Raw genomic sequence first — 18,908 nt, forward strand, 5'->3', positions numbered from 1 at the left:
AGTTTTAAAATTTTTAATTATTTAAGTAGGATCTTTTTTGTGATTCCTCCTTTATTAGTAGTTATTTTTAAAATATAAACTCCGGTAGAAAACGTATTTAAGTTATATGAACTTAAATCCTTAGTATTAGGAGTTAGTTTTTGCTGTTGACCTAAAATAGAATAGACCGAAACATTTGTAATTACAAGGTCTGCTGGTTTATTTATGTTAAGCTGTTTGTTTTTGGAAGTATAAACGCTTATTGTATTTTCTAGGTTAATTGCTTGTGTTGATAAAGGCAGACCTTCATAAACTTGAACATCGTCAATTAACACTTTATACTCAGAGCCAATTCCTGACGGTATAACGCGTATAGTGGCTTCAAAATCAGTTTTCGTTTCGGTTGGTGTATATTGTGTTGTAACGGAGTTCCAATTGTTATCTTGAATATTTGTACCATGAAGAAAAGGATTTGTTGACGAATAGAAACTAAATTCTATATTATCATTGGCATCAAATTCGGTTCCTAAATATTTGTAGCTATACGATACGGTGTAAGTTTTACCAGCTTCAAGAGGAATATCGGCTAATGTAAATAGCATTAAATCACTAAATCCAGCAGTAAACTCCACACTGCTTGCCCCTTCAACGAAATCTGTGGTGTTTTGGTTAAAAGTACCAAAGTCACTAGAAGAAGACCATCTGTTTGGCGTACTATTAGGGTTTGGGTAATCTTCAAAACCTCCATTGGTAACTAAATTAGGGTTTTGGGCGTAGCTAAAAAACGTAAAAGTTAAAAAAATAACGAGTAATTTTCCTTTCATATGTAATAGTTTTAAGGGATTAATTACCTGTAAAAATAATTAAAAATCTTGTTTTAAAAGAATGAGAGAAATTTATTATTACTTATGAGAAATTGTAGCTTTTTGGTTGCGGTTCTTTTTGTTATAAGCTTTGTTATATAAGAATTATGAAAACTTTCTTTGTCTTTTAGCTTCAAAAATTAAAATTCCTGCAGCAACCGAAACATTCATAGAATCTATCTCACCTTGCATTGGTATTATAATGTTTTTAGTAGCATGATTGCGCCACTCGTCACTTAAACCCGTAGCCTCGGTACCCACAACTATTGCGGTGGGTTTCGTGTAATCTTGGGTATGGTAGGCCACCGATTCTTGTAAAATAGCACTATAAATATTAATGTTATTCGCTTTTAAAAAGGTAATAATCTCGGTGGTTGTTCCAGTGGCTATTTGGTTAGTAAATACGCAGCCAACGCTAGAACGTATAATGTTTGGGTTGTATAAATCTGTTTTTGGGTTGGCAATAATTACAGCATCTACATGCGCTGCATCTGCCGTTCTTAAAATAGCGCCAATATTACCCGGTTTTTCGGGTGCTTCGGCAACTAATATTAAAGGATTATCGTTTTTAAACCTTAAGTTAGATAGTTCGTTTTCTTTGGCTTTTGCAACAGCTAGCAAACCTTCGGTAGTCGATCTATAAGCTAATTTTTCATAAACGTCCTTCGATACAGCAATGGGGTTTACTGTTTCGGGAATAAGACCCTCAAGTGATTCAGCAGGAAATAAATCAGGATAAAACAAAACGGTTTCTACTTCATAACCACCTTTTAATGCTAATGTAACTTCACGAATACCTTCTATTAAAAACGTGCCTGTTTTTTTACGTTCGCGCGACTTGTCTTTTAGTTGAACAAGTTGTCGAATTAGTGAGTTTTGTGCGCTTGTTATTTCTTTCATAATAGTAAGACAAAAGTAATCGTTTTTATTGTAATGATATTCCCTTAACTTCGTCAAAGCTTAAAATCTAAAAAATATTATGAAAAAAATCATACTCTTAGCACTTACAATTTCAATATTCGCTTGTAAAAACAAAACGGCAACACCTGTTGTAGATTATACCGAAGAAACTCTTGATGTTACCACAAGTATATACCCAGAAAATATTACAAAAGTTTTTGAAGCTCATGGAGGTTTAGATAAATGGAACGCCATGACAACTTTAGCGTTTACCATGGAAAAACCAAATGGTTTGGAAGTAACCACCACGAATTTAAAAAACAGAAAGGCTTTAATTGATACCCCAGATCATGTTATTGGTTACAATGGCGAAGATGTGTGGTTGCTAAATAAAAGCGATAAACCATATAAGGGCAAACCAAGATTTTACTATAACCTAATGTTTTATTTTTATGCGATGCCGTTTATTTTGGCCGATGATGGTATAAATTATGAAGATGCAGAACCATTAGTGTTTGATGATGTTGTTTACCCAGGAATTAAAATTTCTTACGAAAACGGTGTTGGCGAATCTTCAGACGATGAATACGTGCTGTATTACAACCCAGAAACTTATAAAATGGAATGGTTAGGCTATACCGTAACATACTTTTCAAAAGAAAAAGGAAGCGAACTTCATTTTAGACGTTACAACAAGTGGCAAGAGGTAAATGGATTATTATTGCCAGAAAGCATAGTAGGTTATAATTACGAAAACAATAAGCCAACAACAGCAAAAGGAGAAACTAAGTTTATAAATGTTAAAGTAGACGCAGAGCCTCTTGACGATGCCGACTTTGAAGCACCTGCTGGCGCACAAATAGTAGATTAAGGGACCAATAAACCTTTTGGTCCAATGGCTAAATTATTGCCATCACCAGGAAATTTATGTGCAATTTTCAGTAACTCTTTACTTAAATAAAGTTTTTCTGAGGTCGAAAACGCAAAATTTCTGTTTATATGTCGCCCATCGTCTTTAGTAAAGTTGGTGGTTAGCGCATTATTTATGTCAAATAAAGAAAAGGAGTCTTTATTCAAACTTGTGTTTTGGGTAAAGGCTTTTTTAATATTAGGGTATTTCAGCAAAATTAATGGCGGAAGGGCAGTTTCATCTTTATTTATTTGCTGTGCAAATGTTTGGTTACACAAAAAAAGAGCAAAAACTATTAATACTGTTTTCATAACTTAAAATCTTTAAGGGTAACTAAAAATACACTTTTTTAAAATGAAAACCATAAAACAGGCTAAGTATTTGTAAGTGAAAACGCTAACTATAAAATAATACAGCTAAAATCATTAAAAATAGCCTATTCTGGCGTGTTTTCAAGGTAGTTAACAATAAGGGCCACCACATAATTATAACTTTGCATGCCCTTGCTTTGTCTGTTAGCCTTCAAAAAATTGCCATAAAAACTTTTAAAGTAAGGTTCTACAGGGTTTTTATGGGCTTCCCAAAAATCTCTAACTTCCTTATAATTTTTTAAAATCCCTGTATTTACACTACAAATAATGTCTTCATAAAGTGCCTCATCACGTCTGTAAATTTCGTTTAGGCAAAAGCGTAGCGCAAAGGTGTAGCCCGAATATTTAAAATAAATATTGTCATGGTTTGTGGTAGCCATAAAAGCAATAAAATTAGCCTCGTTTTCGGCAGCAAAACCTAATTGATGTGCAACTTCATGCGCCGAAGTAGTCGAAAATTTAAACACCGGAATCAAGCCATCTACTTGCGCCTCGTTGGTTAACGGATTTAAATAGCCGCTAAAACCCATATACGTTAACGGGTAGCTATAAATCGATTTTTTTAAACTTGTAGGGCTGTAATTTAAATCTGGAAACTGCTTTTTTAAATTATCATAACCGGCAGGCACCATCTCAAAAATAGCAGATTTACTTAGTTTTATTTCAGCTTTTAAGGTGTCGTTTTTAGTAATTTCAAAATGCAAAGCATTCGCCTTTTCAATAAGCGATTTTGTAACCTTTGCTAATTGTTCGGTGGTGTAATCATGCTCTAAATTCAAACTTTTATGCAAGGGCAATCGGTAGTAATTTAAACCCCAAAATAAATGGAACGCCATATACACAAAGGCTACGGCAGCAAAAATATCAATCAAATAATTTTTGGTGTCCTGTCGTAAACGCTTTCGGTTTTTATAAAACCATCGCAGCATATAAATGCCAGCAAAAGTATATAGCAAATCGCCAAACGAAAACGGCATCCAACCCAAAGTAAACCTAAATATTTTAGAAATTACAGGATACAAACCAGTGCTATAATACCGCTCCACAACATCAGGATAATTAGCCGCGAGTTTTACCAACAAAATTTGCGGAATCAACGACAATGCAATTAGTGTTTTTTTCTGTTTCAGCATCTTCCAAAAATAATAAAAATTTGTACCCTAGCGCAGTGGTTTGTCTATTAAGGTTTCTTCCTGCTTTACGTTATATCTTTCTGCGAAGCAGTCACTAATATGTTTCGGGATCTCTTCAAGTATGTGTCATATTTGCTAAGGTATGGTGTTTTAAAACAATGTCGCAGAAAGGATGCCACTTCAATCAGGAGTAGCTGCCAAAGTCTGTGCATTTTTACTACCTTTATAACTGATAAAAAAATGGAATTATATTGGAAAAAATAAACAAAATTATAATTATTACTTCGATCTTCTTATGCACAAACATTGTGTTTTCACAAGATGCTTCAGAAATAAACGAAATCTTCAAAAAAATTGAACTTTTAATAGAACATGACCGTAGAATTATAGACAAAAAAGTTCATATTACAATATATAACCGCCCTAAACCTAAATCATCCGAAATATTTGTTAGAACTTTGGATGCCGATGATGATTTTAAACATTGGGTACGCATTGCCCCAGATTATACAATTAAAATTTCTAAAAGTGAATGTAAAAACATAGAGGAGCAAATATTATCTATGGATTTTAATACTTTTATAAAACTTAATAATAGCATAGGAATGCATGGCTATAAATGCCAACTTACTTATGGAGATATGATGAGCTCAATTTCATTAAATGCCTGGAAACCTACTAGTAAAACAGAAGAAAGGCAGTTGCATGCGTATTTAAAAGTATGTAATATGATTTTGGAAAAAGCTGAAATGGGAGTGTTAGAATAATAAAGAATTAAAACATAAAGAAAAATGAGCCAAGAAATAAGAGAACTACAACCACAAGCCATTTGGAATAAATTTGCCGATTTAAATGCGGTACCGCGACCTTCAAAAAAAGAAGAACGCGTTATTGCTTTCATGAAAGATTTTGGTAAAAACCTAGGTCTAGAAACTATTGAAGATGAGGTAGGAAACGTTATTATAAAAAAGCCAGCAACCTCAGGAATGGAAGATCGAGTTACCGTGGTTATGCAATCGCATTTAGATATGGTGCACCAAAAAAATGGCGATACTGTTTTCGATTTTGATACCCAAGGTATCGAGATGTTTGTTGAGGGCGATTGGGTAAAAGCCAAAGGCACCACACTTGGCGCCGACAATGGTTTAGGGGTTGCAACAATTATGGCAATTTTAGAAAGTACAGATATTCCGCATCCAGCAATTGAAGCGTTATTTACTATAGATGAAGAAACCGGAATGACGGGTGCCATGGGATTAAAAGGCGGTTTACTAACTGGTGGTATTTTATTAAACCTAGATACCGAAGAAGATGATGAAATAGGAGTAGGATGCGCAGGAGGAACCGATGTAACTGCAACAAGAACTTACGAAGAAGAGGAAACACCAGAATTTAAAATAGGTTATAAAGTTTCTGTAAAAGGATTACAGGGCGGACATTCGGGAATGCAAATTCACGAAGGCTTAGGAAACGCCAATAAAATAATGAACCGCGTGCTTTTTGATGGTTTTGAAAACTTCGGATTACGAATTTCAGAAATTGATGGCGGTAGTTTACGTAACGCTATTCCTAGAGAAAGTAATGCTATAGTTGCTATTGATGCCATACACGAAGATGCTTTTTTATTAGAAATAGCCTTACTATCTACAACCATAAAAAAGGAGTTAAAAACCATGGAACCCGATTTAGAAATTACTATTTCTAAAACAGATACGCCGGCTAAAATCATGGATTTAGGTGTGCAAGAAGGGTTAACAAGAGCCTTGTATGCGGCCCATAATGGCGTGTATAGAATGAGTGCCGATATTCCAGATTTGGTAGAAACCTCAAACAACGTAGCACGTGTAATTGTAAAAGATGGACACATTAAAATTGGCTGTTTAACGCGTTCTTCAGTAGAGAGTTCTAAAGTCGATTTAGCTAATACTTTGCGTTCTACTTTCGAGCTTACGGGTTGCGAAGTGGTATGTTCTGGCGATTATCCAGGATGGGCACCAAATATGGATTCGCCAATTTTAAAGGTCATGGAAAAAATCTACGAAGATTTAATTGGCGAGAAACCTCATGTTGCTGCATGTCATGCAGGTTTAGAGTGCGGTATTCTAGGGCAAAATTATCCAGAAATGGATATGATTAGTTTTGGTCCAAACATTAAAGGCGCACACTCACCAGACGAACGTGCTCAAATATCATCCGTTCAAAAATATTGGAAGTTTGTTTTAGAAATTTTAAAACAAATTCCTAAAAAATAAGGACGCCGTTTTTTGGTTAATATCTTTTATTAAATTTCACAAAATCAACGACTTAAATTAAGTGTTTTAGTTTTGTTAAAGACTATCTTTGCGCAAAATTAGTAGATAACTATTTTTTCAATTTAATAAAAGATAAAATTATGAATGCAATATTCACAGATGTTAGTTTTCAAAACATGACGGATGTAGCAAATAGATATGGTATAAGTGTTAATTCGGTTACAGATTTAACCTATAACCTTATGGCTAGCAATGGCTCCATGGCACAATTTAATATTCCGGAATTAGGCGGAGGTGGTCAATGGATGCAGGGTGGTATGACTATGGTAGGCGATATGTTTAATTATCAACTAAAAGCTACTGTAGATGGGCTTTGTATCGAATTATCAAATTTAATTCATCAAGGTGCTATTCAATACAAACCATTACCAAAACCTAAAAGCCATAATCAAAATGGGTTTCAAAATGGTGTAAGTGGCAATTGGTGGGGCGATTTAGGCTTTCCTAATTCTACCGGAAGTCAAAACAATACAAGCTACGCTATTTTTAATAATATAAGACGCCTTGCTATACAGCAAAATGGAAAAGTAACAGTTTTTGATACGTTAGATAACCAAATAGGAGGTGTAGGCCAGCAGCAAGGTGGAAATTATTCTGTATCGTTTACAAGTCAGTATGGTAACGTAGATTTAAATACCTTACCAATTGTTACGGGAGGGCAGGAGGTATCTAAACCTGTGCAAGAACAACAGCACGTTGATAACGCTATAAATAATCAACAACAACCTGCATTTGTAGAGCAAACTGTGGCACCTGCTCAAACGGAAGTAAATAATACAGCTTTTGAAGAAGATATTTTTGTTAAGATAGAAAAGCTAGCAGCCTTAAAGGATAAATCTATTTTATCGGTTGAAGAATTTGAAAATAAAAAAGCAGAATTGCTAAGTCGTTTATAAAACGAATCTAACAATAGTAATAAAGCTCAATAAACTAAGTTATAATCTAGTTTATTGAGCTTTTTTTATTCTTAAATCTAAATAAAAAGAGTTGTTAGCAATTTTTAAGATATATTTTTTAATGCTTCAATAATCTCATCTGGTTCAGAGCGTGTTCTGTAATCAACATTAACATAATCCCAGGTAACAACACCTTCAGAATTTAATACAAATGTAGCTGGAATAGGTAATATACTGCCGTTACCATTATTTATTTGGTCTAAATCCAGGTTTCTGTCTGATCGCATATGTTCCATTAAAAACTCTGGTACCTCCCAAGCAACTCCGTATTGTTGCGCTACTTTGGCATCTTGATCGGACAATACAATAAATTCCATTTCACTAATTTCACTTTTTGTCAACGATCCGTCGGGTACTTGCGGACTTATAGCAACTAATGTTGCGCCTAATGCGTGGATTTCACTTAGTTTTGCTTGTAAAGCTCTAAGTTGTAAGTTGCAATATGGACACCAGTCGCCACGATAAAACGTAACAACAACAGGGCCTTGTTGTAATAAATCTTTTAATAAAATAGGTTTTCCTTCCTGATTAGGGAGTTCAAAATTTGGAGCCTTTTGCCCAAATTTAATAGCATCACTTCCTTGTTGGAAAGCTTTTGCTTTACTAATAATATCATCAACGCCTTTCATGAACTCAGGTTTTGCTTTTCTTCCTGCTTCAATTTTAGCATCGGTTTGTGCTTTTAATTTTGTCATTGTCTTTTTAATTGCTATCCTTATCAGGTACAGGGTCGTATCCAGAGCCACCCCAAGGATGACAGCTAAAAATACGCTTTATAGCTAACCAGCCTCCTTTAAATAAACCATGCTTTTGCAAGGCTTCTTTAGTGTAATGCGAACATGTTGGATTGTATCTACACGTAGCAGGTGTTAATGGCGATATAAAAGTTTGGTATACTTTTATAATAAACAAAAACGGTGCTATTAGTAGTTTTTTCAAAATATGTTTTTGTAATTCTCTTTAAGGAGAGCATCTTTTTAAACGTTATGGAATGTTCGTTTATTCCTGCAGGAATAACAATACTATTTAGTTTACGCTAAACGTTGTGCCATCTTTTCCGTCTTTAAGCTGAATACCAACTTCTGCTAATTCATCACGAATTTTATCAGACATTGCAAAATCTTTATTAGCTCTAGCATCTTGTCTTAATCGTATTAAAACGTCAACAGCACCTGAAAGTTTATCGGTTCCAGAATCGCTTTTTGTAGCATTTTCAAGACCTAGAACATCAAAAACAAAACTATTAATCGTTTCTTTTAATAGGTTTAAATCTTCGGCAGATATTGTAGCTTGACCTTCTTTTATTTGGTTTATGTATTTAGCAGCTTCAAATAAATGCGCGATTAAAATTGGTGAGTTAAAATCATCGTTCATAGCATCATAACATTTCTGTTTCCATGCCCGAATATCTATTGAAGATGTTGCAGATGCTTTTAAACCATCTATAAGGTTTACGGCATCCATTAATCTATAAAAGCCTTTTTCGCTGGCTAATAAACCATCGTCGGTTAAATCTAAAACACTACGGTAAGAGGACTGTGCAACAAAAAAGCGAATAACACTAGGGCTATATGCTTTACTAAAAAATGCGTTGTTTCCAGATAATAATTCATCTGGATTAACGGTGTTTCCTGTAGATTTAGACATGCGTTGTCCGTTTAACTCTAACATATTGGCATGCATCCAATAGTTAACAGGGCTAACACCAATGGCTGCTTCGTTTTGTGCAATTTCACACTCGTGATGCGGGAATTTTAAATCCATTCCACCACCATGAATATCAAATTGATCGCCTAGATATTTAGTGCTCATAGCAGTACACTCTAAGTGCCAACCAGGAAAACCATCACTCCAAGGCGAAGGCCAACGCATGATGTGCTGAGGTTCGGCTTTTTTCCAAAGGGCAAAATCCTGCGGATTCTTTTTATCGCTTTGTCCGTCTAGTGTTCTTGTATTGTGAATTAAATCGTCTAGCTTACGTTTGCTTAATTTTCCATAATCGTTAGTTTCATTAAACTTATGCACATCAAAATATACAGAACCATTAACTTCATAAGCAAATCCGTTATCAATAATTTTACTTATTAACTCAATTTGCTCAATAATATGTCCGGTTGCTGTTGGCTCTATACTTGGCGGTAGAAAATTAAAAGTTCTTAAAACATTATGAAAATCTACAGTATAACGCTGTACTACTTCCATAGGTTCAATTTGTTCTAAACGCGCTTTTTTAGTGATTTTGTCTTCACCTGCATCAGCATCATTTTCTAAATGGCCAGCATCAGTAATATTTCTAACGTATCTTACTTTATAATCTAGGTGTTTTAGGTATCTAAAAACCATATCAAAAGACATAAAGGTTCTTACATTTCCTAAATGTACGTTACTATAAACGGTAGGACCGCAAACATACATGCCAACATGACCTTCGTTAATGGGTTTAAATATTTCTTTTTTACCAGTAAGTGAGTTGTATAATTTAATCTGTTGTTCTTTGTAAAGCGGCATCACTGTTATTTGTTAAGTCGTTAGCTGTTTAGTCGATTCAGTTTAGTCGTTTGTCGTTTAGTAATGAAGCTGATTATTTCTTATCAACTTAACGTCTTCACGACAAAATATCAAACAAATTAAAACTTCGTGTCTAATTTAATATAATCTAGAAATTCGCGACGTGTCTCCATATCTTGAAATTTTCCTCCAAATTCTGAAGTTACCGTACTACTTTCAATATCGCGAATTCCTCTAGAATTTACACAAAGGTGTTTTGCATCAATAACACAAGCCACATCTTTAGTGCCTAAAACGTTTTGAAGTTCTCGAACTACTTGAATTGTTAAACGCTCTTGTACTTGTGGGCGTTTTGCAAAATAATCTACAATACGATTCATTTTAGATAAGCCAACTACAGTGCCATTGGATATGTAAGCAATATGAGCACGACCTACAATAGGTAGTAAGTGATGTTCGCAAGTTGAATACACCGTAATGTTTTTTTCAACAAGCATTTCGCCATATTTATATTTATTATCGAAAGTAGAAGCGCTTGGTTTTTTATCTGGATTTAATCCTCCAAAAATTTCATTAACAAACATTTTTGCTACGCGGTTAGGCGTGCCTTTTAAACTATCGTCTGTTAAATCTAAACCTAGGGTTTCTAGGATATGACGCACATCATCCTTAATGATGTCTATCTTTTCTTCGTTGTTTAATTTAAAAGCATCGCTGCGCATTGGTGTGTTTTCAGAAGTACCAATGTGATCGTTTCCTAATGCGTCAAAATCTTCTATATTACTATCAAAAGCCATGATTTATAAGTCAAAATTTAATTTGCAAAGATAAGCATTTCACTTTTTGTTATCCTTTATGTTTGCAAATATTTAAGATACTGTTATTGTTCCTTATTTTTCTTATAAAATTCTCATAAAAAAAGCCTGAACCTTAGTTCAAGCTTTTTAAAATATATTAAAAGGTTGTTATATATTGAAACCTAATGTTAATGTAATATTAGAGTTTCCTCTATTAACATTTGCGGTTTCAATTAAACCTAAATTGTAAAGTGGTGTTTCGTCTTCACGATCCCATTTATCATAGGTTAAATCCAGTTTTGTGTTTCCGAAGTTGTATCCTAAACCTAATGAAAATCCGGTTAAATCGCCAACTGTAATACCATCTTCATAAGGACTTTCTTCAAAACGGTAACCACCTCTAAAGCTTAGTTGTTTTACTTTATATTCTGCACCAAAACGATAGGTTGAGGCGTTGGTTAAAACATCACTTATCCCTTCATTTAAGTCCATGTAATCGGCATCGGGAGTGAATTTTGTTTTACCATAATTTTTATTTGAATAATCGAAACTAATTAAACCTTGAGTTCCAAAAACGTAAGCTAAACTTCCTGTAATTTTTGCAGGTGTTTGTAATTTGTATCGCGGGTAAACATTTACAACTCCTGGATTAATAACTTGTGTTGCATTAGAACCGTTATCATCTCTTACCGTTGCTAAATATTGCGTTGTTTCCTCTTCAATAGTATACCAAGTAGGCGAGTCGTAAGTTACACCGGCTCTAAGTTCTGGTGTTAACTTAATAATACTTCCTAATTGAAAAGAAAACCCATTACCTGTAGTCGATAAATTATTTTCAAATTCAACAGAGTTTACTATTGATCCTAGGTTTGAATTGTTTTCAAATAATAAAGTTGATCGTTGGTAATCAATAAAATGAGAATTTAAGTTAATACCTAAATATAAATTATCTTCATATTGCGTTGCAAGGTTAAAAGATATTTTTCCGTTATAACCGGTAGATACATAAGAGTAATTATGATTGAAATTTCCTGCTGAAATGTTTGAGGAATATAGGGTGTTAGCATCGTCGTCAGGATTATCTGGTTCTAGAATAAAAGATTCATAACCTAAAAAGGCTTGTTGGTTGCCAAAGCCATAAAAAGATCCGATGTCTTGATAAGCTATCGATAAAGATTCATCTGGAAAAGCTGATATTTCATCTAGCCTTAAACCATCAGCATAATCATAAAAATAACTTGCTATGGAGTTGCTGAATTGTCCGTCGTCATTAGTATTTAAACCTCTAGCATTCCAATTATCATCAAAATTGTTTGTTCTTTCATAAGCAATTCCGAAAGTGAACTTTTTCCAAGCAGAACTTGTGTTACGGTTCTCAAATACAAAGACAGCTCCTCCTTGATTAATATCAAAATTAGATGTGTTTGTATCTACCGTGTTACCAAAATAGTTGGTTGAGTTTTCTAAATCGACGTTCGACCCAGAAAAGGACGCATGGCTTCTAGCAAAAACAGCAGAACCTGCGGGGTTAGCACTTACCGCACTCATGTCGCCACCTAAGGCTCCAAAAGCGCCACTTAATGCTCTGTAACGAGCGGTTCCTTGAATTTCATTTTGCGAAAACCTTACAGCGTCGCTAATATCTTGTGCGTAAATTGTTGACATAGAAAGTAAAGCTATGCCTAGTAAATTTAACTTTTTCATGTGTAATTTTTTATCTTTAAATAAATAAGATTAACGTCTTCTTCCACTGCTAGAAGATCTTGATGAGCTACTTCCGGAGCTTCTGCTACTACTAGATGATCTAGATGCAGTACTACTACTTGATCTAGACGAGCTGCTACTAGGAGTATACGTACTTGTTCTTGATGGTGAAGAACTAGACCTTCTCGCTGTACTAGACGATGAACTACGAGTTGTTGTTGGCTGTCTGTAAACTGTACTTGAGCTTCTTCGTGATACTGCAGAAGACGATCTTGCTGTAGAGTTTGTAGAAGGCGTTCTTGTTGCGGTAGAGCGTCTTGTTGTTCCTGTAGAAACTCGTGTTCCATTAGGATTGTAAGTTCTTCTAACTGTTGATGCTGTTGAGCTTCTTGTTACACCAGTATTAGCGCTATTTCTTGCCGATGTGTTATATCGTGAAGATGTTGCTCTATTTTGTGTACTTACCGAGCTACGTCTGCTTAAGCCACTGTTATTGGTGCTAGAATAGCTGTTTCTTCTGCTATTACTGTAAGCTGTTGTACGACGGTTGTTATAGTTATTGTTGCTGTAGAACCCTCTGTTATAGCCTCTATTGTAGCCTCTGTTATAAAAACCACGATTATAGCCCCAACCATAGTTGTAAGCAAAACCGCCATAAAAACCACCGCCATAATAAGGTGGGCAATAGAATGGATTGTATATACCACCATAGCCCCAGTTGTTCCAGCCGCCACCGTAAAAGCCGCTATAGCCCCAACGGTTCCAGCCATTATATCCGTAACCAAAACCACCGTTCCAACCCCAATCGTTCCAACCGTTGTTTATATAGTTTATAGTTACGTCGCTTGGATTTTGACCCCAACCAGCATAACCTACATAATCATTAGCTAAAGGATCTGATTCGTTGTAATTTTCACTTTCATAAGAATCAATGTCTGTAAAAATTTCTTCTTCGTATCCAATATTTTCAGATTCAATAGATTTTGTTCTAAAATAGTTTTGGTAGTAATTACCAGTGTTTTCATTTGTCGTTGCAACAACTTGTTCTGTTTGTTGAGTTTGTGGAGCACCGCCATAAATTCCGTCACTGTCCACACCAACGTATTGATAAGAACCGCAAGAAACAAGCCCAAACGCTAACCCAATTAGGGTTAAAAATGGCACTTTTCCTTTTATGTAGTTGTTAAATTGCATATCTCTTTAATTTTATTGTTGAACATCACAAAAATAGTTAGTTTTGCTGAACTATTTCTCTTTTTAACATAGTCACAATATTTGTGCCAAAACAAAGATATGAGCAAAAAACTTACTAGTAGATCGGAAGATTATTCAAAATGGTATAACGAATTGGTTGTCAAAGCAGACCTAGCGGAGAATTCTGCGGTTAGAGGATGTATGGTAATCAAGCCGTATGGTTATGCAATTTGGGAAAAAATGCAGGCAGAATTAGATAAAATGTTTAAAGAAACAGGACACCAAAACGCCTATTTTCCTCTTTTTGTGCCTAAAAGTTTGTTTGAAGCCGAAGAAAAAAACGCAGAAGGTTTCGCTAAAGAGTGTGCCATTGTAACACATTATAGATTACAAAACGATCCTGATAAACCAGGGAAATTAAGAGTAGATCCAGAAGCGAAGTTGGAAGAAGAGCTAATTGTAAGACCAACTAGTGAGGCTATTATTTGGAATACATTTAGAGGCTGGGTACAATCCTATAGAGATTTACCATTATTAATAAACCAATGGGCCAATGTGGTTCGTTGGGAAATGCGTACACGTTTGTTTTTAAGAACTGCTGAGTTTTTATGGCAAGAAGGGCATACGGCTCATGAAACAAAACAGCAAGCTGTAGCTGAAGCTGAATTAATGAATAACGTATACGCCACGTTTGTAGAGAATTTTATGGCTATTCCTGTTATTCAAGGGTTAAAAACAGAAAGTGAACGTTTTGCAGGAGCAGATGAAACCTATTGTATTGAAGCCTTAATGCAAGATGGTAAAGCTTTACAAGCAGGAACCTCACACTTTTTGGGTCAAAATTTCGCGAAAGCATTCGATGTTAAATACGCTAATAAAGAAGGTAAACAAGATTACGTTTGGGCAACTTCTTGGGGTGTGTCTACACGATTAATGGGAGCGTTAATTATGACGCATAGTGATGATCATGGTTTAGTTTTGCCTCCTAGTTTGGCACCAAACCAAGTGGTTATTATTCCTATTTATAAGAGTGATGAAGATTTAGAAGCTATAACAGAAGTAGCTAATAGTATAATTAGTGATTTACGCGGAAAAAACATTTCTGTTAAATTCGATAATAGAACAACACATAGACCAGGTGCTAAATTTGCACAACACGAGTTACAAGGTGTGCCATTAAGACTTGCTATAGGTGCAAGAGATTTAGCAAATGGAACGGTTGAAATCGCGCGTAGAGATACGCTAACAAAAGAAGTTGTAACGCTAGATAGTTTAAATGATAAAATTGAAGGACTTTTAAAAGACATTCAAAACGATTTATATAAGAAAGCGTTAGATTTTAGAAACGATCATATTACCGAAGTAGAAACTTTTGAAGAATTTAAAACAGTATTAGAAACAAAAACAGGGTTTATTTCTGCGCATTGGGATGGTACTATTGAAACAGAAGACAAAATAAAAGAGCTTACCAAAGCAACAATTCGTTGTATTCCTTTAGAAGGGAAGGAAGAAGCAGGAATTTGTGTGTTTTCTGGTAATCCTTCGAAACGTAGAGTATTGTTCGCAAAAGCGTATTAATTGATGTTGAAAAAGGGAACTAAATAAAATTTTTTGAAAATATTTTATTTAGTTCTTGCAACATTTAAAAATAGTTGTATTTTTGCATCCGCAATGGAAACGTTGCAAGTTATTTGAAAATATTTTTTGCAAGTTTAAAATATAGTTTTATATTTGCGCACTCAAAATAAAATGGCCCGTTCGTCTATCGGCTAGGACGCATGGTTTTCATCCATGTAAGAGGGGTTCGATTCCCCTACGGGCTACAACTAAAAAATTAAGAAAAAAACAAAATGGCAAATCACAAGTCAGCATTAAAAAGAATTAGAAGTAACGAATCTAAACGTTTAACTAACAAGTATCAGCATAAAACAACTCGTAATGCTATTAAGAAATTACGTGAGTTAACTGATAAGAAAGAAGCAGAAACTATGTTTCCTTCAGTTGTTTCTATGTTAGATAGATTAGCTAAGAAAAACGTTATTCATGCTAACAAAGCGGCTAACCTTAAGTCTGGTTTAGCAAAACACGTTGCTGCACTTTAATTACATTTAAAGTTAGAAAATACTTAAAGCTTCTCAGAAATGAGAGGCTTTTTTTGTGCATTGAATTTTATAATGCAATCTTTGTGAAAACGCAAGTATAAACTTTACAAAATAAGACGGGTATTAGTTCATGGAAAACAACTCCAACTTTTCAACATATTTTAATAAAACAAGTAAAGCCTTTAATTTAGAATATTTTCTTTTATTCACTTTGTTATTTTCTATTACGGCGTGTACTTCCAAAAATTACGAAGAACCTAAAATAGCTCTTGATCAATACTATATTGAAAAAGGGTTTGCATTGCATGTAGCGGCATCCGAACCTTTTATTGAAGCTCCTGTTACCATGGATTTTGATAATAAAGGTCGTATGTGGGTTGTTGAAATGAAAGGGTATATGCAAAATCTTGCTGGTACTGGCGACCATATACCAAATGGAACGATAACCATTTTAGAGGATTTAGATCAAGATGGTGTAGCAGATCACTCTAAAATATTTATGGATAGTTTGGTGCTGCCTAGAGCTATTGCACATGTTTATGGGGGACTTTTATATGCCGAACCACCAAATCTTTGGTTCGTAGATATTCAAAATGATAAACCCGTTAATAAAGTGCTGGTAGATTCGTTGTATTCTGATGGCGGTAATGTGGAGCATCAACCAAACGGACTTATGATGCATTTGGATAATTGGATTTATAATGCAAAATCTAATTTCCGGTATCAACTTAAAAATAATCAATGGATTAAAGCCCCAACGACGTTTAGAGGGCAATGGGGCATTACTAAAGATAATTTTGGGAGACTGTATTATAACACCAATTCTAGACAGTTATTAGGCGATTATGTATTGCCAAATACCGTTGTTAAAAACGAATTTTATAAGCCTAAAAGTCTTTTAAATAAAATACTCACCGAAAATCAAAGGGTATATCCATTACATCCAACAGCTGTAAATAGAGGGTATCAAAAGGGAGTTTTAGATGCCGATAGTTTATTAATAAATGTTACTTCGGCATGCGGGCCTTTAATATATCGTGGTGATAAATTTCCTGAGGACTATTTAGAAAATGCCTTTATATGTGCGCCAGAGGCTAATGTAGTTAAGCGTAATGTTTTAAATGTTGAGGCAGACAAGGTAACGGCAGAACAGGCTATTCCTAATAAAGAGTTTATTTCTTCAACCGATGAAGGATTCAGACCCGTTAATTTGTTTAATGGACCAGACGGTAATATGTATGTTGTAGATATGCATCGTGGTATTATACAAGATAAAGCGTTTTTAACCCCGTATTTACAAAAGTTGTATGCCAAAAAACAGTTGGATACCATTATTGGTATGGGGCGAATTTTAAAGGTAACTCATACCAGCAGTAAACAAGATGCATTTATTAATGTAGAGGAACAAAGTGTATCTAAATTGGTAGACCTATTAAAACATAAAAATGGTTGGATACGCGATAGAGCACAGCAAGTGTTAATACAAAAAAATGAGCCAAAGTCAATACCCTTATTAAAAAAGATACTACACGATGAGACTAGTAGCGCTGTGAGCAAATTACATGCTTTATACATATTAGATGGTATTAATACGCTTAGTTATGAGGTTTTAGAAAAGGTTCTATATTCAGAGCAAAGTGCCAATGTTATAAGTCATGCCATTCTTTTAATGGAGCAGTTTTCGAGTCAAGATCGAACTATGTCGATAGCTAAAATTGTAAAACATTTAGCTTTAAAAAATAATCCTACTATAGATTTGTATGTTTTAAGTGCTTTGGGAGATTGGATGGCGTTTTCAAAGGATCTATTATTTCCTTTAGTGCAACAGTTATCTTTAAGGTATAAAGACCAGATAAGCTATCAAGAAGCTTTTATAACGAGTTTACGAGGCCATGAAGAAAGCTATAAAGCCTTTTTAGGTGAAACATTAAAAGCTACGGAACACAATGTAATTGCCAAAATATTAAATACCACCATTAGTAATAAGGCTAAAAATAAACAAAATAAAATTTTTACCACGAAGAAGGCGCAAGTAGATAATAGAATTGCTGGCTATAATATATTTAGAAATTTATGCGCTACTTGCCATGGCGTAGAAGGTGAGGGGATTGAAAGTTTGGCGCCACCATTACAGAATTCGGAATACGTTACAGAATCGTCTGAACGTTTAGCGCTGGTAATATTACACGGTTTATCTGGTCCAATACATGTAAATGGCGATTTGTATGAACTAAATATTGCTATGCCAGGTTTAGCAAATAACCCTGAGTTTACCGATAAAGATATACATAGTATAATTCAGTATCTGCGCAATGCATTTCCTGGCAAGTCAAAAAACATATCTATTGATAAAATAAAGTCTTTAAGAGAACAAAAACCTATTGATGGTTTAGGTTTTACAGAAGAGGAGCTGTTAAAAGTAAAATAAAATGAAAAAAAATATCTGCAATTAACAACTTATGATTCAATAAAAATTTAAATTTGCAATTATAATAAGTTTAAAAAACACACCCTCTTTTGGAAAATAAAAAAGCAATAAAATTAATCGACAAGATTCTTAAAAATTTAGATAAGACAGGAATTAATACGGATACACTAATTGACGATATTAAGGAATTGAGAACGTATGCTTTAGAGGCACAAATTCCATTAGTAGTTAAAGTGCTTAGGTTAACTTACGAGCATATTGAAGCTACTGAGTCTTTTATGATACCTATGCCAGATGATGAGCCTATTGAGGAAGATGCTGAGGTTGTAGCTAACGATGAGCTTGCACCTGTTGAAAGCCTTAAGTATGTAATTGCACTTATGAAAAACCTTAACAATAAAGGGAATATTGCCGATTTAAAAGAATATAGAGATCTTTTAAATAGTTACTAGATAATTAGTAAACTATATGCATAAAAATGAATCCTGCCCATTGGCGGGATTTTTTTTTTGCATTAGCCCAAAGGGTAGACTTTTAATACTTTCAATAATCTTAAATATTACGTTTTAATCCGTAACTCGATTTTTAAGAGCGCAAACTAACACGAAACAGTTTCCCTCCTAAAAAGGAGGGATTAAGGGAGGTGTAACCAAGAGAATCAAAAAAATCTAGACGTTACCATTTAAAAACAAGCCTGATATTAGTTATTTAAAACCGTATTTAGCAGATTTGCCCGCGTTAGGGATTGAAA

At 34.4% G+C, this 18,908-nt stretch carries 18 protein-coding genes and 1 tRNA gene; 9 read left to right on the forward strand and 10 right to left on the reverse strand.

Features of this window, described 5'->3' with window-relative positions; translation table 11 throughout:
* Nucleotides 1–17 precede the first annotated feature (17 nt).
* The gene (locus HNQ90_RS14630; protein WP_144116586.1) at nt 18–803 is read right to left on the reverse strand and encodes a T9SS type A sorting domain-containing protein; all 786 of its coding nucleotides are present in this window, start codon (nt 801–803) and stop codon (nt 18–20) included.
* Between the two features lie 144 nt (nt 804–947).
* The gene (locus tag HNQ90_RS14635; protein WP_144116585.1) at nt 948–1,742 is read right to left on the reverse strand and encodes a TrmH family RNA methyltransferase; all 795 of its coding nucleotides are present in this window, start codon (nt 1,740–1,742) and stop codon (nt 948–950) included.
* Between the two features lie 79 nt (nt 1,743–1,821).
* Between HNQ90_RS14635 and HNQ90_RS14640 the strand changes: the two genes are divergently transcribed.
* Entirely contained in the window at nt 1,822–2,613 is a 792-nt protein-coding gene (locus HNQ90_RS14640) for a DUF6503 family protein (RefSeq protein ID WP_144116584.1), read from the forward strand.
* Here the strand turns inward: HNQ90_RS14640 and HNQ90_RS14645 are convergent.
* Together HNQ90_RS14645 and HNQ90_RS14650 are read right to left on the reverse strand one after the other, a co-directional pair.
* Nucleotides 2,610–2,963 (reverse strand): hypothetical protein, encoded by a 354-nt coding sequence (locus HNQ90_RS14645; protein WP_144116583.1) that lies wholly within the window; start codon nt 2,961–2,963, stop codon nt 2,610–2,612. The two genes, HNQ90_RS14640 and HNQ90_RS14645, sit on opposite strands and share 4 nt — an antisense overlap.
* Nucleotides 2,964–3,088: 125 nt before the next feature.
* Nucleotides 3,089–4,156: a DUF3810 domain-containing protein gene (locus HNQ90_RS14650; protein WP_144116582.1), complete on the reverse strand. Its 1,068-nt coding sequence runs from the start codon at nt 4,154–4,156 to the stop codon at nt 3,089–3,091.
* 308 nt (nt 4,157–4,464) lie between these two features.
* Between HNQ90_RS14650 and HNQ90_RS14655 the strand changes: the two genes are divergently transcribed.
* From HNQ90_RS14655 to HNQ90_RS14665, 3 genes are all read left to right on the forward strand, one after another.
* Complete coding sequence (locus HNQ90_RS14655) at nt 4,465–4,923, forward strand: hypothetical protein (protein WP_144116581.1); 459 nt, start codon at nt 4,465–4,467, stop codon at nt 4,921–4,923.
* A gap of 24 nt (nt 4,924–4,947) precedes the next feature.
* Nucleotides 4,948–6,408: an aminoacyl-histidine dipeptidase gene (locus HNQ90_RS14660; protein ID WP_144116580.1), complete on the forward strand. Its 1,461-nt coding sequence runs from the start codon at nt 4,948–4,950 to the stop codon at nt 6,406–6,408.
* A 140-nt stretch (nt 6,409–6,548) separates the two neighbouring features.
* Nucleotides 6,549–7,364, forward strand: a complete 816-nt coding sequence (locus HNQ90_RS14665; RefSeq protein WP_144116579.1) for an SHOCT domain-containing protein — start codon at nt 6,549–6,551, stop codon at nt 7,362–7,364.
* A gap of 104 nt (nt 7,365–7,468) precedes the next feature.
* Here the strand turns inward: HNQ90_RS14665 and HNQ90_RS14670 are convergent, their stop codons facing one another.
* The 6 genes from HNQ90_RS14670 to HNQ90_RS14695 form a co-directional block, all read right to left on the reverse strand.
* The gene (locus HNQ90_RS14670; RefSeq protein ID WP_144116578.1) at nt 7,469–8,119 is read right to left on the reverse strand and encodes a peroxiredoxin-like family protein; all 651 of its coding nucleotides are present in this window, start codon (nt 8,117–8,119) and stop codon (nt 7,469–7,471) included.
* 7 nt (nt 8,120–8,126) lie between these two features.
* Nucleotides 8,127–8,366 (reverse strand): membrane protein insertion efficiency factor YidD, encoded by a 240-nt coding sequence (yidD, locus tag HNQ90_RS14675; RefSeq protein ID WP_144116577.1) that lies wholly within the window; start codon nt 8,364–8,366, stop codon nt 8,127–8,129.
* 84 nt (nt 8,367–8,450) lie between these two features.
* Nucleotides 8,451–9,932 (reverse strand): cysteine--tRNA ligase, encoded by a 1,482-nt coding sequence (gene cysS, locus HNQ90_RS14680; RefSeq protein ID WP_144116576.1) that lies wholly within the window; start codon nt 9,930–9,932, stop codon nt 8,451–8,453.
* 119 nt (nt 9,933–10,051) lie between these two features.
* Nucleotides 10,052–10,729 (reverse strand): GTP cyclohydrolase I FolE, encoded by a 678-nt coding sequence (folE, locus tag HNQ90_RS14685; protein ID WP_144116575.1) that lies wholly within the window; start codon nt 10,727–10,729, stop codon nt 10,052–10,054.
* Nucleotides 10,730–10,897: 168 nt separating this feature from the next.
* Nucleotides 10,898–12,433: an OmpP1/FadL family transporter gene (locus HNQ90_RS14690; RefSeq protein ID WP_172625877.1), complete on the reverse strand. Its 1,536-nt coding sequence runs from the start codon at nt 12,431–12,433 to the stop codon at nt 10,898–10,900.
* Nucleotides 12,434–12,463: 30 nt separating this feature from the next.
* On the reverse strand, nt 12,464–13,627 hold the full coding sequence (locus tag HNQ90_RS14695) for a hypothetical protein (RefSeq protein WP_144116574.1): 1,164 nt from the start codon (nt 13,625–13,627) through the stop codon (nt 12,464–12,466).
* A 99-nt stretch (nt 13,628–13,726) separates the two neighbouring features.
* On the opposite strand from HNQ90_RS14695, the gene proS reads away from it, so the two are divergent.
* The 5 genes from proS to HNQ90_RS14720 all read left to right on the forward strand — a co-directional run bounded on the left by proS (nt 13,727) and on the right by HNQ90_RS14720 (nt 18,609).
* On the forward strand, nt 13,727–15,205 hold the full coding sequence (proS, locus tag HNQ90_RS14700; protein ID WP_144116573.1) for a proline--tRNA ligase: 1,479 nt from the start codon (nt 13,727–13,729) through the stop codon (nt 15,203–15,205).
* A 173-nt stretch (nt 15,206–15,378) separates the two neighbouring features.
* A tRNA-Glu gene (locus HNQ90_RS14705) sits at nt 15,379–15,450 on the forward strand.
* 27 nt (nt 15,451–15,477) lie between these two features.
* Nucleotides 15,478–15,729: a 30S ribosomal protein S20 gene (rpsT, locus tag HNQ90_RS14710; protein WP_144116572.1), complete on the forward strand. Its 252-nt coding sequence runs from the start codon at nt 15,478–15,480 to the stop codon at nt 15,727–15,729.
* A 130-nt stretch (nt 15,730–15,859) separates the two neighbouring features.
* Entirely contained in the window at nt 15,860–18,157 is a 2,298-nt protein-coding gene (locus tag HNQ90_RS14715; RefSeq protein WP_144116571.1) for a DUF7133 domain-containing protein, read from the forward strand.
* 89 nt (nt 18,158–18,246) lie between these two features.
* Nucleotides 18,247–18,609 (forward strand): hypothetical protein, encoded by a 363-nt coding sequence (locus HNQ90_RS14720; RefSeq protein ID WP_144116570.1) that lies wholly within the window; start codon nt 18,247–18,249, stop codon nt 18,607–18,609.
* Nucleotides 18,610–18,908: the final 299 nt, after the last annotated feature.

Origin of the sequence: Algibacter amylolyticus (assembly GCF_014202225.1) — a bacterium.
Lineage (GTDB): Bacteria > Bacteroidota > Bacteroidia > Flavobacteriales > Flavobacteriaceae > Algibacter_B > Algibacter_B amylolyticus.